We start from the raw sequence: 14,729 nt of genomic DNA on the forward strand, positions 1-14,729 counted from the left end.
CACCGTTCATCCCACCACCGAAACACCCCCATGAAAGGGATTACCTGTGCGTAGCTTCCCCCGCGCCATGCGCGGCACAACCCGCCGGGCGGTCCTGGCCGGTGGCCTCGCCGCCGTCCTCACCGCGTCGCTGGCCGCCTGCGGCTCGTCCGACGACGAAGTCACCGGCGGTGGCGTCGGAACCGCCGAAAAGCCCATCTCGATCCGGATGATCGCCAACGACGCGTTCGCGCGTCAGTGGCAGGACCAGATGGTGCCGGAGTTCAACAAGCTCTACCCGAACATCAAGGTCACCATCGACGGGGTGCCCTACGGCGACCTGCTCGCCAAGGAGATGCTGGAGCTGACCGCCCCGGACCCGACGTACGACATCATCGTCGCCGACGACCCGTGGATCCCGCAGCTGGCCAAGACCGGCGGCCTGGCGGACCTCAAGGGCGACCTGGGCAAGTTCACGAAGGCCGACTACGACTGGGACGACTTCAACACCGGCCCGCTGGCCGCCGGCGAGTGGCAGGGCAAGCAGTACTCCGTGCCCGTGCGCTCCAACGAGCTGCTGATGTTCTACAACAAGACCCTGTACGCCAAGGCGGGCCTGCCGGAGCCGACCCCGAAGCTGACCTGGCAGCAGTACCTGGAGCAGGCGCCGAAGCTGGTCCAGGACACCAACAAGGACGGCAAGCCGGACGCCTGGGCGGTCGGCACCTACTTCACCAAGGATCCGCTGACGCCGACGATCTGGCAGACGATCCTGAACAGCAACGGCGGTCAGCTCCTCGACGGGGACAACAAGCCGGCCTTCAACACGCCGGCCGGCGTCGCCGCCCTGCAGACCCACATCGACCTGCTCAAGTACGCCCCGCCCGGCGCCGCCACCTACCAGTTCAACGAGCCGCTGGAGGCGTTCCGGCAGGGCAAGACGGCCACCATGTTCATGTGGGGCAGCGTCTACAAGGGCACCGCGGTCGACCCGAAGACCACCACGCTCAAGCCGGAGCAGGTGGGCATCCAGGTGATGCCGGTCGGCTCGCTCAGCGCCGGCGCGCACCGGGGCATGTGGACCGCGGCGGTGGCGAAGAAGAGCAAGCAGGCCGAGGCGTCCTGGGCCCTGCTCCAGTGGCTCTCCTCCAAGCAGGGCGAGCAGTGGCAGAGCAACACCCTCGGTGTCTTCCCGGCCCGCAAGTCGACCCTCTCCTCCACCCCGCAGCAGGAGTGGCTGGTCCCGGTCTTCAAGGCCATCGCGGACGGCTACGTGGCGATCGACGCGGGCAAGATGTGGCGGCCCAAGCTGCCCGAGTCCGACGCCATCCAGCAGATCCTGGCGACCCAGACCAGCCGGGCGATGTCCGGGCAGGCCACGGCGGAGCAGGCACTGCAGACGGCGGCTGACGAGGTCAGCAAGCTGTTGAAGTCCAAGGGCTACTGAGCGCGGAGCATCAGATGACCACCAACACTCAGACTGCGCCGGCGCGGGGTGGCACATCGTCCCCCGCCGGCCCGGGGGACCGGCGTTCGCGCCGCCCCCGGGCCGGCGGCCCGGGCCTGCGCCACCGCTGGCGGGATCTCGCCAGCCGCTGGGTCTTCCTCGCCCCCGCGTTGGTCATCCTCACGGCGGTGCTGGCGTACCCACTCTTCTACACGGTCTGGATCAGCTTCTCCGAGCTCGACCTGGCCACGTTCACGCCGGCCCACAGCGTCGGCTGGATGAACTACCGCACCGTCCTGGAGGATCCCGGGTTCCTCAACTCGCTCAAGGTCACCGGTGTTTACCTGGCGTTGGCCCTGCCGCTGCAGATGTTGCTGGGCTTCGGCATCGCCTTCCTGCTCAACGTCGAGTGGCGCGGGCGGGGCGTGCTGCGGGCCCTGTTCCTCATCCCGATGGTGGTCGTCCCGGTGGTCGCCGGCGGGGTGTGGAAGATGCTGCTCGACCCGCTCTGGGGGTTCGTCAACTACGTGCTCGGGCTGGTCGGCATCGGGCCGGTCAACTGGCTCTCCGACCCGACCCTGGCGATGGTGAGCCTGGTGCTCATCGACACCTGGCGGTGGACGCCGTTCGTGGTCCTCATCGCCTCCGCCGGAATCATGTCGCTGCCCGGCGACGTGTTGGAGGCGGCCCGGGTCGACGGCGCCGGCTGGTGGGCGACGTTGCGGAAGATCGTTCTGCCGCTGCTGGCCCCGGTCATCCTCGCCGCGTTCATCGTGCGCTGGCTCGGTGCGGTGAAGATGTTCGACATCGCGCTGGCCGCCACCAAGGGCGGCCCCGGCCAGGCGACCGACGTGGTCAACCTCTACATCTACGAGAAGGCGTTCCGCAGCCTGGAGTTCGGCACCGCGTCCTCGATGGCGACCATGGTCCTCGCGATCACCATGGTGCTGACCTTCCTGTTCCTGCGGCTCAACCGTTACCTGGAGAAGCGATGGTGACCACGACGGCGCCGACGATCCACGCTCGCCGCCCGGCCCGGCGCGGCCGGGCCGGACACCGGCTGCGCATCGCCGGCTCGATCGCCGCGGCACTGCTGTTCCTCTTCCCGGTGCTGTGGATGATCAGCACCTCGCTGAAGCTGCCCCGCGACATCTTCGCCAGCCCACCACGCTGGTTCAGCACGGTCACGCTGGACAACTACACGAGCTACATCACGCAGGCGGACATCGGTCCCCGGATGCTCAACACGGTGATCGTGGCGACCGGCGCGGGTCTGCTGTCGATCGTCGCCGGGTCGATGGCCGGGTACGCGCTGGCCCGGCTGCCGATCCGGGGCGCGGGGCTGATCGGTGGGCTGATCCTGGCCTCCCGGGGCGTGCCGCCGATCGCCCTGGCCGTGCCGATGTTCCTGGTGGCCCGCCGGTTCGACCTGACCGACCGGCACATCACGCTGATCCTGGCGTACTGCACGTTCCTGATCCCGTACGTGATGTGGCTGATGCGCTCGTTCTTCCTGGCCCTGCCGAAGGAGCTGGAGGAGTCGGCCATGATCGACGGCGCGTCCCGGCTCGGCGCGTTCTTCCGGATCATCGTGCCGTGCAGCCTGCCCGGGCTGCTCTCGACGCTGATCTTCAGCATCATCCTGGCCTGGGAAGAGCTGCTGTTCGCGCTGGTCCTGACCAACCGGGAGGCGGCGACCATTCCGGTCGCCATCGCCGGCATGGCGGCGGACACCGAGCAGGGCGCGATGTGGGGACCGCTCACCGCGGTCGGCACGCTCACCGTCATCCCGGTGGTGTTGTTCGCGCTGTTCGTACAGAAATGGTTGATCAAGGGCTTGGCGGAGGGTGCGACCAAGGGCTGAGGCCCGCAGTCGCACCAGGAAGGTGGCCGGAAGCATGAGGATTCGGGATGTCCGCGCCTCACTGATCGAGATCCCATACCCGAGGCCGTTCGTGCCGTCCTGGGCTCCGGAGGGCAAGCACCGGGTCATGGCGGCCGTGGTGGTCGAGGTGGAGACCGACGCAGGTCTGATCGGGGTGGCCGGCGGCGACATGGGGCACGGATCCGGACCGCTGCTGCTGGCAACCATTCGCGACGTCATCCGACCGCTACTGGTCGGGCACGACCTGTTCGCCACCGAGCACATCGCCAACCGGCTGCGTTACGTGGCGCAGTACTTCTTCCCCCGTCCGTGGGTGGTCGGGGTCGCGGTGTGGGACGCGGTCGGCAAGGCCTGCGGCCGCCCCCTCTACCAGCTCTGGGGTGGCGTCGCGAACGAGGTACGGGCGTACGCCAGCTTCGGCGAGGTCCGCGATCCCGCCCAGCGGGCCGACGACGCGCTCGCGGCGGTGGCCGCCGGCTTCCGAGGCATCAAGCTGCGGGTCCACTCGGCCACCGTGGCCGAGGACGTGCGCCAGGTCGAGGCGGTGCGCGACGCCGTCGGCCCCGACATCGCGTTGATGGTGGACGCCAACCAGGGCGCCGCCCGGTGGCGTTACTCCCCCGACGGCAGCCGGCTGATCTGGTCCCTGGACCGGGCCCTGACCACCGCCCGGGAACTGGCCGACCTGGGGGTCGCCTGGCTGGAGGAGCCACTGCCCCGGCACGACTACCGCGCGCAGCGGGCGCTGACCGCCGCCTCGCCGGTGCCGATCGCCGGTGGCGAGCACAACCGGGGCATCGCCGAACTGACCCGGCTGCTGGAAGATGACTGCTTCGACATCTACCAGCCTGACGCCAACGAGAGCGAGGAGATCCATGCCCTGCGGCAGTTCGGCGCGATGGTCGCCGCGCGGCATCGACGGATCATCCCGCACGCGTGGGCGACCGGGCTGGGCGTCGCCGGCAACCTCCAGCTCTGTGCCTCTTTGGAGGCCTGCGGGTGGCTGGAGTACCCGTACGACCCGCCGGTCATCGTGCCGGAGGTCTTCCAGGTGATGCTGGCCGAGCCACTGCTGCCGGATCCGGCCACCGGCGCCGTACGGCTGCCGGCGGGCCCCGGCCTCGGCGTCACACTGGACCGGGCGGCGATCGACGAGCTGACCGTGCAGCGAGTGTGAGGGGCGACCGGTGACTACCGATACCTTCCAGATGAAGTCCGACATCGCGATCAGCCACATCAAGCGGATGATCATGTCGGGCGAAGCGCCACCCGGTAGTCGGATCACGGCCCGGGTGGTGGCCGAGGCGTTGCACATCAGCGAGACCCCGGTGCGCGAGGCGATCAAGTCGCTGGTCGCCGACGAGTGGCTGGTGCTGCGTCCGCACGTGGGCGCGGTGGTGGCGACCGTCGGGCTGGACAACATCCAGGAGATCTACGGCATCCGGGCCAGCCTCGGCGGGCTTGCCGTCGAGTTGGCCGGCCCGTACTACCCCGAGCAGCGGCTCGCCGAGATCGACGTGGTGCTGCGCGAGTGCGAGCCGGTGGTCGCCGAGCAGGACGTGGACGGGTTCTCCGTCCTGAATCGACGGTTCCACGCGCTGCTGTCGGACACCCCGCAGACAACGGTGATCCACCGGATGCTCACCTCGCTCTGGTCACGCACCTCGAGCGCCAGGCGCGGGTTCCGGTTCGCCTCCTGGCGGCTGCCGGAGTCGCACGACGAGCACGTGGCGATCCGCGACGCGGTGGTGGCCCACGACTTCGAGCTGGCCGCGCGGCTCATCCGGGAACACGAGCACGCCGCCATGGAAGCCCTTCTACAGGGACTGCAACACCAGAACGGACAGCGGCCGACGGCCGCCGACAGGAGATCCCAGTGAGTGAGTCAGGACGCGCGTACATCGACGGCACCTGGTGTGGGCCGGCCGATGGCGGGCTGTTCGAGGTACGAGACCCGGCCACCGGCACCGTGTTCGGCACGGTCGCCGACGCAGGTCCGGCCGAGGCGCGGGCGGCGGTTGACGCCGCCGCACGGGCGCTGCCCGGCTGGCGGGGGCTGCCCGCGCCCCAGCGCGCCGACAAGCTGCGCGCGGTCGCCGCGGTGCTGACCCGGCGGGCCGACGAGATCGCCCGGACGATGACCCGGGAGCAGGGCAAGCCGCTGGCCGAGGCCCGCGCGGAGGTGCTCTCCGGCGCCGAGCACATGCTCTGGGCCGCGGAGGAGACCCGCCGGCTGTACGGCGAGACGGTGCCGGCGAGCAGCACCGGCTCGCGGATCTGGCTGCTGCCCGAGCCGGTGGGAGTGGTCGCGGCGATCACGCCGTGGAACTTCCCGCTCTCCATGGTGACCCGCAAGGTCGGCCCGGCGCTGGCGGCCGGCTGCACGGTGGTGCTCAAGCCCTCCGAGCTGACCCCGTTCTCCGCGTTGGCCTTCGCCGAGGCGTGCGCCGAGGCGGAGCTGCCCGCTGGCGTGGTCAACATCGTGCCGACCACCCGGCCGGCCGAGCTGACCGAGGTCTTCATGAGCGCGCCGCAGGTGCGCAAGGTCTCCTTCACCGGCTCCACCCGGGTCGGCAAGCTGCTGATCAAGGCCAGCGCCGACGACGTCAAGCGGATGTCGGTGGAGTTGGGCGGGCACGCCCCGGTGCTGGTCTTCCCCGACGCCGACCTGGCCAAGGCCGCAGCGGGGGTGGCCCGGGCCAAGTTCTACAACGCCGGGCAGGCCTGCACCTCACCGAACCGGATCTACGTACACGCCTCGGTGGTCGAGGAGTTCACCGAGCTGCTGGCCGCCCGCACGGCCGAGTTGCCGGTCGGCAACGGCCTCGCCGACGGCACCCGGATCGGGCCGCTGATCAACGTCGCGGCCGTCGACAAGGTCACCGCCCACGTGACCGACGCGCTGGACCGGGGCGCGAAGCTGCGGACCGGTGGCGACCGACCGGCCGGTGGGGCGTACGCCGACGGCAGCTTCCACACCCCGACCGTGCTCGCCGGGGTGACCGACGAGATGGTGGTCAGCCGGGACGAGACCTTCGGGCCGCTCGCGCCGGTACTCACCTTCGAGTCCGACGAGGAGGTGCTGGCCCGGGCCAACGCCACCTCGTACGGGCTGGCCGCGTACCTCTGGAGCCGGGACCTGGGCCGGGTGATCCGGACCGCCGAGGAGTTGCAGTTCGGCATGGTCTCGGTCAACGGCGGCACGTTCGCGCCGCCGCAGGGTCCGTTCGGCGGGGTCAAGGGCAGCGGGTACGGCCGCGAGGGCGGCCACCACGGCGTGGAGCACTACCTCGACTACAAGTACCTGGCGGTGGAGCTCGATGGCTGACCGGCCGGCCGACAGCGGCCCGACCCACGAACGCGAGATCACCAGCCGGGTCGACCTGTGCCTGCCCGACGGTCGGCTCAACCCGGACGCGGTGGGCTGGACCCGGCAGCCGCTGCACCGGGCCAACCTGCGCGGCTGGGGGCGCAACAAGCGGTTCGAGTACTGGTGCGTGACCACCCCGACCCACCTGGTCGCGGTGAACGTCTCGCACGCCGACTACCGGGTCACCTACGCGGCGTTCTTCCTCGACTTCGCCACCGATCGGACGGTCCAGATCGCCGAGCGGTCGATGCTGCCGCTCGGCACGCCGATGCCGCTGACCTCGGGCGAGGGCGGGGTCCGTGCCCGGGGGCGCAGCATCGCGCTGGGCTTCGACGAGACTCCGGCCGGGACCCGGCTGCGCGCCCGGTCGGCCCGGCTCTCGGTGGACCTGCTGGTGGACCGGCCGGCGGGGCACGAGTCGCTGGGGGTGGTGGTGCCGTGGAACGACCGGTTGTTCCAGTACACCCGCAAGGACAACTGCCTGCGGGCGCAGGGCCGGGTGGTGGCCGACGGTCAGGCGTACGAGTTCGATCCGGACACGGCGTACGCCTCGCTGGACCACGGTCGGGGCCGCTGGCCGTACTCGATCGTCTGGAACTGGGGTGCGGCCAGCGGTCGCTGCGGCGGCCGGGAGATCGGGTTGCAGCTCGGTGGCAAGTGGACGGTGGGCACCGGGATGACCGAGAACGCGATCCGGGTGGACGGCCGGCTGCACAAGATCGGCGAGGAGTTGAGCTGGTTCTACGACTCGCACGACTGGCTGGCACCGTGGCGGATCGTCGGTTCCCGGGTCGACCTGGTCTTCACCCCGTTCCACGACCGGGCCGCACACAGCAGCTGGCTGGTGGTGGAGAGCGACGAGCACCAGGTCTTCGGGTACTACTCGGGGCATGTGGTGACCGACGAGGGGGAGCGGGTGCCGGTGGACGGCCTGCTCGGCTGGGCCGAGGAGGTCCGGCGCCGATGGTGACACCCCGCATTGACAGCGGACAGATTGTATATTCTGCGGAAAGGACTGGCACGTGGACAGCGGAATGATCGATGCCACCCGGCGGGCCGCGACCCTGACGGCGCTGGACAGCGGGACCTTCGACCTGCTCATCGTCGGCGGCGGGATCACCGGCACCGGTGCGGCGCTGGACGCGGCCTCCCGGGGTTTGCGGGTCGCCCTGATCGAGGCCGGTGACCTCGGCGGGGGCACCTCCAGCCGGTCCAGCCGGCTGCTGCACGGCGGCGTGCGCTACCTGGAACAGCTGGAGTTCGGGCTGGTCCGCGAGGCGCTGCGGGAACGGGCGCTGCTCGGCGGGCGGCTCGCGCCGCACCTGGTCCGCCGGCTGCCCTTCATCTACCCGCTCCGGCACCGGATCTGGGAACGGGCGTACGTCGGCGCCGGCCTCAGCCTCTACGACGGGATGGGCCAACTGCCCGCCGGCGGGGCCGACCGGGTCTTCCGCCTCCACCGGCACCTCACCCGCCACGGCCTGGCCCGGGCCATGCCCGCGCTCCGCGCCGAGATGGCCGTCGGCGCGCTCGAGTACGACGACGGCCAGGTCGACGACGCCCGGCTGACCCTGGCCGCGGCCCGCACCGCGGCCCGGGAGGGCGCGGTGATCGCCACCCGGGTCCGGGCGGTCGGCTACACCGCCCGCCCCGGCTCGGCCGAGGTCACCGTCCGCGACGAGCTGACCGGTGCCGAGAGCACGGTACGGGCCAGGCAGGTGCTCGCCGCCTCCGGCGTCTGGACCGACGAGGTGCAGCGCCTCGTCGGCCGCGAGGTGCTCCGGGTACGCGCCTCCAAGGGGGTGCACCTGGTGGTGCCGAAGGCGGCGCTGCGGGTGAACCGGGCACTGATCACGCGTACCGACCGCAGCGTGCTCTTCGTGATCCCGGTCGGCGAGACCGTGCTGGTGGGCACCACCGACACCCCGTACACCGGCGCCCCGAACGAGGTCGCCGCCGACGGCGACGACATCGCGTTCCTGCTGCACCAGGTGAACCCGTGGCTGCGCCGGCCGCTGGAACGGGCCGACGTGGTCGGGGTCTACGCCGGGCTACGCCCGCTGGTGGACCGGGCCGGCACCGCCGACACCGCCAAGCTGAGCCGGGAACACGTCGTCGCGAAGATCGACGACCAGTGCCTGGCCATCGCCGGCGGCAAGCTCACCACGTACCGGGTGATGGCCCGCGACGCGATCGACGCCGTGGTGGAACGGCTCGGCGGCGGCTACCCGCCCTCCTGCACCGACCGGCTGCCCCTGGTCGGCGCCGACGGCTTCCAGGCCACCTGGAACCGGCGGGGCGCCCTGGCCCGGGAGTACGGGCTGCCCACCGGCATCGTCGAGGGACTGTTGCAGCGCCACGGCGCGACGGTTACCGAGCTGCTCACCGAGGCCGACCCGGCCGATTTGCGCCCGGTGGCCGGCGCCGGGGGCCTACTGCGCGCCGAGGTCGGTTACGCGGTCCGGCACGAGGGCGCGCTCGCCGTCGAGGACGTGCTGCTCCGGCGCAGCCACGCCGGCCTGGAGACCGCCGGCGGAGCCGTCGAGGCCGCCGGGGAGGTCGCCACGCTGATGGCCGGCCCGCTGCGCCACGACCACGCCTGGGCCGAGCGGGAGGCCGCCCGGTACCGGACCCTGAACGGCTCGAACCGGGCCGCCCTGGTCGGGGCGGCCGGATGACCGTGCTCGCCATCGACGCCGGCACCACCGGTGTCACCGCGATCGTCCTCGACACCGACGGCCGGGTCGCGGCCCGGGGATACCGGGAGTTCCCGCAGCTCTTCCCCCGCTCCGGGTGGGTCGAGCACGACCCGGAGCAGATCTGGGACGCGGTCCGGGCGGCGAGCGCCGAGGCGCTCGCCGCCGGGCACCGGCCCAGTTGCGTCGGCATCACCAACCAGCGGGAGACGGTGGTGCTCTGGGACCGGCAGACCCTGGCCGCACCCCGGCCGGCGATCGTCTGGCAGGACCGCCGCTCGGCGGACCTCTGTGAACGGCTGCGGGCCGCCGGGCACGAACCGGCGATCACCGCCCGGACCGGGCTGCGGCTGGACCCGTACTTCTCCGCGACGAAGCTGGCCTGGCTGGCCGCCGAGGAGCCGCAGACCTGGGCCGGGGTACGAGCCGGCCGGACCGCGGTCGGCACCGTCGACAGCTACCTCGCCGCCCGGCTCACCGGCGGGCGGGTCCACGTCACCGACCCCTCCAATGCCTCCCGGACCCTGCTCTACGACCTGGCCACCGGGGACTGGGCGGAGGACCTGTGCGAGCTGTTCGACGTCCCCCGGGCGGCGCTGCCGGAGATCGTCGCGAGCAACGCGGTGATCGGCCGGACCGACCCGGACGCCTTCCTCGGGCTCGACCTGCCGGTGGCCGCGCTGGTCGGTGACCAGCAGTCCGCCCTGTTCGGGCAGGCGTGCTTCACCCCCGGCAGTTCCAAGTGCACCTACGGCACCGGGTCGTTCGTACTGGCCAACGCCGGTACGACCGCCCCCGCGCCGGAGGCGGGACTGATCACCACGGTCGGCTGGCGGCTCGACGGCCAGCCCACCACGTACGCCCTGGAGGGGTCGATCTTCGTCACCGGCGCGGCGGTGCAGTGGCTGCGCGACGGGCTCGGCGTGATCCCCGCCGCCGCCGAGATCGAGCCGCTGGCCGCCAGCGTGCCCGACTCCGGCGGGGTCGTCTTCGTGCCGGCGCTGACCGGGCTCGGCGCGCCGGACTGGGACCCGTACGCCCGGGGCGCGGTCTTCGGGCTCACCCGGGGCAGCACCCGCGCGCACCTGGCCCGGGCCACCCTGGACGCGATCGCGTTCCAGGTGCGCGACGTCACCGACGCGATGGCCCGCTGCACCGGCCGGCCGTTGACCAGCCTCACCGTCGACGGGGGTGCCGCCGTGAACAACCTGCTCTGCCAGCTCCAGGCCGACCAGCTCGGCCTGCCGGTGCGCCGCCCCACCGTCACCGACACCACCGCCCTCGGCGCGGCCTACCTGGCCGGCCTCGCCACCGGGGTCTGGGCCGACCTCGGGGAGATCACCGATCGGTGGCACCTGGACCGGGAGTTCGCGCCGGCCGCGACCGGCGTCGGCGACGACCGCGACGCGACCCACGTACGGTGGCGGCGGGCTGTCACGGCGGTGCGGGAGTGGGCGGCATGAGCGGGCACAGCGAGGCGACCGGCGGCATGGGCGGCGCGCTGGACGGCATCCTGGTCGCCGACTTCAGCCGGGTCCTCGCCGGGCCGTACGCCACCATGCTCCTGGCCGACCTCGGAGCGGACGTGGTCAAGGTGGAGCGGCCCGGCCGGGGTGACGACACCCGGTCCTGGGGGCCGCCCTACGACGCCGACGGCACCGCGACCTACTACCTCGGGATCAACCGCAACAAGCGGTCGGTGGTGCTCGACCTCACCGACCCGGCCGAGCTGGCCGCCGCTCGGGAGCTGGCCCGCCGGGCGGACGTCGTGGTGCAGAACTTCCGGCCCGGCACGATGGAACGGTACGGCCTCGGCTACGCCGACGTCGCCGCCGACAATCCGGACGTGGTCTACTGCTCGATCACCGGCTTCGGTTCCGGGCCCGGCGCCGACCTGCCCGGATACGACCTGCTCGCGCAGGCCATGGGTGGGCTGATGAGCGTCACCGGGGCGCGGGCCGACGAGCCGGTGAAGGCCGGCGTCGCGGTGGTCGACGTGATCACCGGACTGCACGCCACCGTCGGCATCCTGGCCGCGCTGCGCCACCGTGACGTCACCGGCGCCGGCCAGCACCTTGAGGTCAACCTGCTCTCGTCGCTGCTCTCCATGTTGGTCAACCAGGCGTCCGGGTACGTCTCGGCGGGAGTGGTGCCGGGCATCCTCGGCAACGCCCACCCGAGCGTGGTGCCGTACCAACTGCTGCCCACCGCCGACCGTCCGCTGGCGGTGGCGGTCGGCACCGACGCCCAGTTCGTCGCGCTGTGCCGGGTACTCGGCATTCCGGACACCGCCGAGGACGCCCGCTACGCCCGCAACGCCGGCCGGGTACGCGACCGCGAGTCGCTGATCGCGACGCTGAGCGAGCGGACCGCGCTGCTCACCGCGGATGACCTGGCCACCGCCCTGCGCGCCGCCGGCGTGCCGTGCGGGCCGGTCAACGACCTGGCCGGGGCCTTCGACCTTGCCACCGAGCTGGGGCTGGACCCGGTCGTGGAGATCGACCGACCGGGCCGGGCGTGGCCTGACCGACAGGTCGCCAACCCGATCGGGCTGGCCGACACCCCGCCCGCCTACCGCCGGCCGGCACCCCGGCTGGGTGAACACACCGCACAGGTGCTGGCCTGGCTCGGCACCCCACAGGAGCCGGCGTCACCGGCACTCCGGACCGCACCCACCCCGCTGGAGGAGAACCGATGACCGATCCGCTGGAACTCGCCGCCTTCGACACGCTCCTCACCGATGAGGAGCGTGACGTCCGGGACACGGTGCGCCGGTTCGCCGCCGAGCAGATCCGTCCACACATCGCCGGGTGGTACGCCGACGGCACGCTGCCGGCCCGGGAGATCGCCCGGGAGTGCGGCAGACTCGGGCTGCTCGGCATGCACCTGGACGGCTACGGCTGCGCCGGCGTCGGTGCGGTCTCCTACGGGCTGGCCTGCTTCGAGCTGGAGGCGGCCGATTCCGGGATTCGCAGCCTGGTATCGGTGCAGGGCTCCCTGGCGATGTACGCCATCCACGCCTTCGGCAGCGAGGAGCAGCGCCAACGGTGGCTGCCGGCGATGGCTGCCGGCGAGGCGATCGGCTGCTTCGGGTTGACCGAGCCGGATGCCGGCTCCGACCCGGGGGCGATGCGCACCACCGCGCGCCGGGACGGCACCGACTGGATCCTCGACGGCGAGAAGATGTGGATCACCAACGCCGGGGTGGCCGACGTGGCGGTGGTCTGGGCCCGCACCGACGAGGGCATCCGTGGTTTCGTGGTGCCGATGGACACCCCCGGGGTCAGCACCCTGCCGGTCGGGCACAAGCTCTCGCTGCGCGCCTCGGTCACCTCGGCGCTGGTGTTGCAGGGCGTCCGCCTGCCGAGCGTGGCGCAGTTGCCCGGGGCGACCGGGTTGCGTGCCCCGTTGAGCTGCCTCGGCGAGGCCCGGCTCGGCATCGTCTTCGGCGCGCTCGGTGCCGGCTACGACTGCCTGCGGACGGCGCTGGAGTACGCGGGCAGCCGGGAGGCGTTCGGCCGGCCGATCGCCGGTTTTCAGCTCACCCAGGAGAAGCTGACCGAGATGACCCGAGGACTGGTCAACGGCCTGCTGCTCGCGGTCCACGTCGGACGATTGCGGGACGCCGGACAGGCGACGGCGGTCCAGGTCAGCCTGGCCAAACTGAACAGCTGCGAGACGGCGATCGGGATCGCCCGCACCGCCCGGACCATCCTCGGCGCCAACGGGGTGACCCTGGAGTACCCGGTGCTGCGGCACGCCAACAATCTGGAGGCGGTGCTGACCTACGAGGGCACCAGCGAGGTGCACAAGCTGGTGGTCGGTCAGGCGCTGACCGGGATCGGCGCCTTCCGCTGACGGCGCCGATGATCGTCTCCGGCCCCGACGGCGACGACCTGGAGCCGGTGCGGCCGGGAGCGGTGACCGGTGTTGGGTCACCCGCGCGGTGGGCAATTCCGGACGCTGCTCAGGTGGCCCGATTCTGCGGCATGACCAGGCCACTTTCGCGGGCGGTCAGCGCGTGCAGCCCGGCCGCGCCCAGCCCCGGACCCGGCTCCCCTCCCGGCCTCTCGGCCCGCGTAACCACGAGTAACGGCCCTATCCGCCGACCGGAACACCGGAACTGTCCGATCGGCGGATAGGGCGGGTGGGCGGTGTGAGCTCACCGGTGCCTCAGGGGGAGTTCCGGCTTGCACGCCGCGGCGGCGCTTCAGGCTGCGATCCACCCTCCGCCGTCGGCGTTGATCGTCTGACCCGAGAGCCAGTGGCTGTCGTCGGACGCGAGGAACGCGACGATCGGAGCGACATCCTCGTACGGATCACCGAGGCGGCCGAACGCGTTGTCCTTGAAAGCCTCCATCGCAAACTTCTGCATCTCGGGATGCTCCTTGTGCATCGACACGCTGGCGTTGTCCGTGAATCCGCCCGGGCAGATCGCGTTCACGCGGATGTTGTGCTCGCCCCACTCGCGCGCGACTGTGCGGGACAGGGCGCGGACAGCCTCCTTCGAGGCCGAGTACGTCGCACTGAGCCTGGGGCTTTCCTGGCCCCACCGCGAGTCGAAGTTAATGATCGACGCACCTGCGCCATGCAAGAGGAGTTGCGCCGCTACAACCGCACCCTCATCGTGACGCCGGAGGCGGATGATGCCACGCGGGCGCTTCAGCACATTCTCGCACCGCGCGCCGTCGTGGACATCGCACGACTGCTCGATGGCACGCAACAGGACGGTGTCTGGGGAATGTTCCGTGGGCATCAGGCCAGTTTCCACTTTCATTCGCGGATGCAACTGCAGCACCTTGCCGCACGCGGCCACCGACGCGTCGCCCTCGCGATCCCAGCGAGAGACACTGGTGCGTTCGGCTGCGCCCGCGTCGCCGACGCCCACCGCGCAGCGCTCGAACTCGGACTGGCGCCGCTCTCTGTGGTGCGAGTTTCAATGGAGCCCGACCCCCGGACACGCAACGAAACCGTACGCGCTCTCGCGGGGAAGACGAATGTGACCGCGGTCGCCGCGCTCAACGACGATGTCGCCCTCGCCGTCCTCGCAGCAATGGCACGCCTTGGGTATCGCACGCCGGAAGACCTCGCGGTCATGGGTTTCGATGACGAACATCAGGGACATCTGTGGGAACCGACGCTAACGACGGTTCGGATCGACACCGCCGCTTACGGACGCCGGGCGGCGAGGTCGGCGGTCAATGCCGCCGCGCAGGGCTGGACCGAGGCGCCGTCCGAGATCGTCCAGCGCGCATCCGCCTGAGCGCACCGCAACAAATTTCACGGCATGGCACGGCTCCGCCGGTTCCGGCAGGGATTTCGCAGATGTGCCCGCTCAGCGGCCAAATCCGT

General features: G+C 71.6%; 13 protein-coding genes. 12 read left to right on the plus strand and 1 reads right to left on the minus strand.

The genetic code is table 11. From position 1 onward, the window contains the following. The first annotated feature begins 46 nt into the window (after positions 1-46). Genes OG617_RS19500 through OG617_RS19550 form a run of 11 tightly spaced genes read left to right on the plus strand, consistent with a single transcriptional unit; the run spans position 47 to position 13,235 of the window. On the plus strand, positions 47-1,426 hold the full coding sequence (locus OG617_RS19500) for an ABC transporter substrate-binding protein (RefSeq protein WP_405094499.1): 1,380 nt from the start codon (positions 47-49) through the stop codon (positions 1,424-1,426). 14 nt (positions 1,427-1,440) lie between these two features. Next, positions 1,441-2,424: a carbohydrate ABC transporter permease gene (locus OG617_RS19505; RefSeq protein ID WP_405094500.1), complete on the plus strand. Its 984-nt coding sequence runs from the start codon at positions 1,441-1,443 to the stop codon at positions 2,422-2,424. Then, on the plus strand, positions 2,418-3,290 hold the full coding sequence (locus tag OG617_RS19510; protein WP_405094501.1) for a carbohydrate ABC transporter permease: 873 nt from the start codon (positions 2,418-2,420) through the stop codon (positions 3,288-3,290). Before OG617_RS19505 ends, OG617_RS19510 begins: the two co-directional genes overlap by 7 nt. A gap of 34 nt (positions 3,291-3,324) precedes the next feature. Beyond that, on the plus strand, positions 3,325-4,488 hold the full coding sequence (locus tag OG617_RS19515; protein WP_405094502.1) for a mandelate racemase/muconate lactonizing enzyme family protein: 1,164 nt from the start codon (positions 3,325-3,327) through the stop codon (positions 4,486-4,488). Positions 4,489-4,498: 10 nt separating this feature from the next. After that, positions 4,499-5,191 carry a GntR family transcriptional regulator gene (locus OG617_RS19520; RefSeq protein WP_396676229.1) on the plus strand — a complete coding sequence of 231 codons (693 nt, stop codon included), beginning with the start codon at positions 4,499-4,501 and terminating at the stop codon, positions 5,189-5,191. Next, entirely contained in the window at positions 5,188-6,639 is a 1,452-nt protein-coding gene (locus OG617_RS19525; RefSeq protein WP_405094503.1) for an NAD-dependent succinate-semialdehyde dehydrogenase, read from the plus strand. Before OG617_RS19520 ends, OG617_RS19525 begins: the two co-directional genes overlap by 4 nt. Continuing rightward, entirely contained in the window at positions 6,632-7,651 is a 1,020-nt protein-coding gene (locus tag OG617_RS19530; RefSeq protein ID WP_405094504.1) for a DUF2804 domain-containing protein, read from the plus strand. Before OG617_RS19525 ends, OG617_RS19530 begins: the two co-directional genes overlap by 8 nt. A gap of 52 nt (positions 7,652-7,703) precedes the next feature. Beyond that, the gene (locus OG617_RS19535) at positions 7,704-9,359 is read left to right on the plus strand and encodes a glycerol-3-phosphate dehydrogenase/oxidase (RefSeq protein WP_405094505.1); all 1,656 of its coding nucleotides are present in this window, start codon (positions 7,704-7,706) and stop codon (positions 9,357-9,359) included. After that, a complete protein-coding gene (gene glpK, locus OG617_RS19540) occupies positions 9,356-10,840 on the plus strand; it encodes a glycerol kinase GlpK (RefSeq protein ID WP_405094506.1) in 1,485 nt (494 codons plus the stop codon). Before OG617_RS19535 ends, glpK begins: the two co-directional genes overlap by 4 nt. Continuing rightward, positions 10,837-12,075: a CaiB/BaiF CoA transferase family protein gene (locus OG617_RS19545; RefSeq protein WP_405094507.1), complete on the plus strand. Its 1,239-nt coding sequence runs from the start codon at positions 10,837-10,839 to the stop codon at positions 12,073-12,075. The genes glpK and OG617_RS19545 overlap by 4 nt, the downstream gene beginning before the upstream one ends. After that, on the plus strand, positions 12,072-13,235 hold the full coding sequence (locus tag OG617_RS19550) for an acyl-CoA dehydrogenase family protein (protein ID WP_405094508.1): 1,164 nt from the start codon (positions 12,072-12,074) through the stop codon (positions 13,233-13,235). Before OG617_RS19545 ends, OG617_RS19550 begins: the two co-directional genes overlap by 4 nt. 352 nt (positions 13,236-13,587) lie before the next feature. Here OG617_RS19550 and OG617_RS19555 read toward each other — a convergent pair whose 3' ends face one another. Further along, entirely contained in the window at positions 13,588-14,265 is a 678-nt protein-coding gene (locus OG617_RS19555) for an SDR family NAD(P)-dependent oxidoreductase (protein ID WP_405094509.1), read from the minus strand. Between OG617_RS19555 and OG617_RS19560 the strand changes: the two genes are divergently transcribed. Beyond that, the gene (locus tag OG617_RS19560; RefSeq protein WP_405094510.1) at positions 14,161-14,640 is read left to right on the plus strand and encodes a substrate-binding domain-containing protein; all 480 of its coding nucleotides are present in this window, start codon (positions 14,161-14,163) and stop codon (positions 14,638-14,640) included. The genes OG617_RS19555 and OG617_RS19560 overlap by 105 nt on opposite strands. Positions 14,641-14,729 lie beyond the last annotated feature (89 nt).

Origin of the sequence: Micromonospora sp. NBC_01412 (assembly GCF_045040215.1) — a bacterium.
Taxonomy (GTDB): Bacteria; Actinomycetota; Actinomycetes; order Mycobacteriales; family Micromonosporaceae; genus Micromonospora; species Micromonospora rubida.

Excerpts from the sequence above, each read along its gene's own strand:
- OG617_RS19505 (WP_405094500.1), top strand. The coding sequence starts at position 1,441 with ATGACCACCAACACTCAGACTGCGCCGGCGCGGGGTGGCACATCGTCC.
- OG617_RS19510 (WP_405094501.1), top strand. The coding sequence starts at position 2,418 with ATGGTGACCACGACGGCGCCGACGATCCACGCTCGCCGCCCGGCCCGG.
- OG617_RS19515 (WP_405094502.1), top strand. The coding sequence starts at position 3,325 with ATGAGGATTCGGGATGTCCGCGCCTCACTGATCGAGATCCCATACCCG.
- OG617_RS19530 (WP_405094504.1), top strand. The coding sequence starts at position 6,632 with ATGGCTGACCGGCCGGCCGACAGCGGCCCGACCCACGAACGCGAGATC.
- glpK (WP_405094506.1), top strand. The coding sequence starts at position 9,356 with ATGACCGTGCTCGCCATCGACGCCGGCACCACCGGTGTCACCGCGATC.
- OG617_RS19545 (WP_405094507.1), top strand. The coding sequence starts at position 10,837 with ATGAGCGGGCACAGCGAGGCGACCGGCGGCATGGGCGGCGCGCTGGAC.
- OG617_RS19550 (WP_405094508.1), top strand. The coding sequence starts at position 12,072 with ATGACCGATCCGCTGGAACTCGCCGCCTTCGACACGCTCCTCACCGAT.
- OG617_RS19560 (WP_405094510.1), top strand. The coding sequence starts at position 14,161 with ATGCAACTGCAGCACCTTGCCGCACGCGGCCACCGACGCGTCGCCCTC.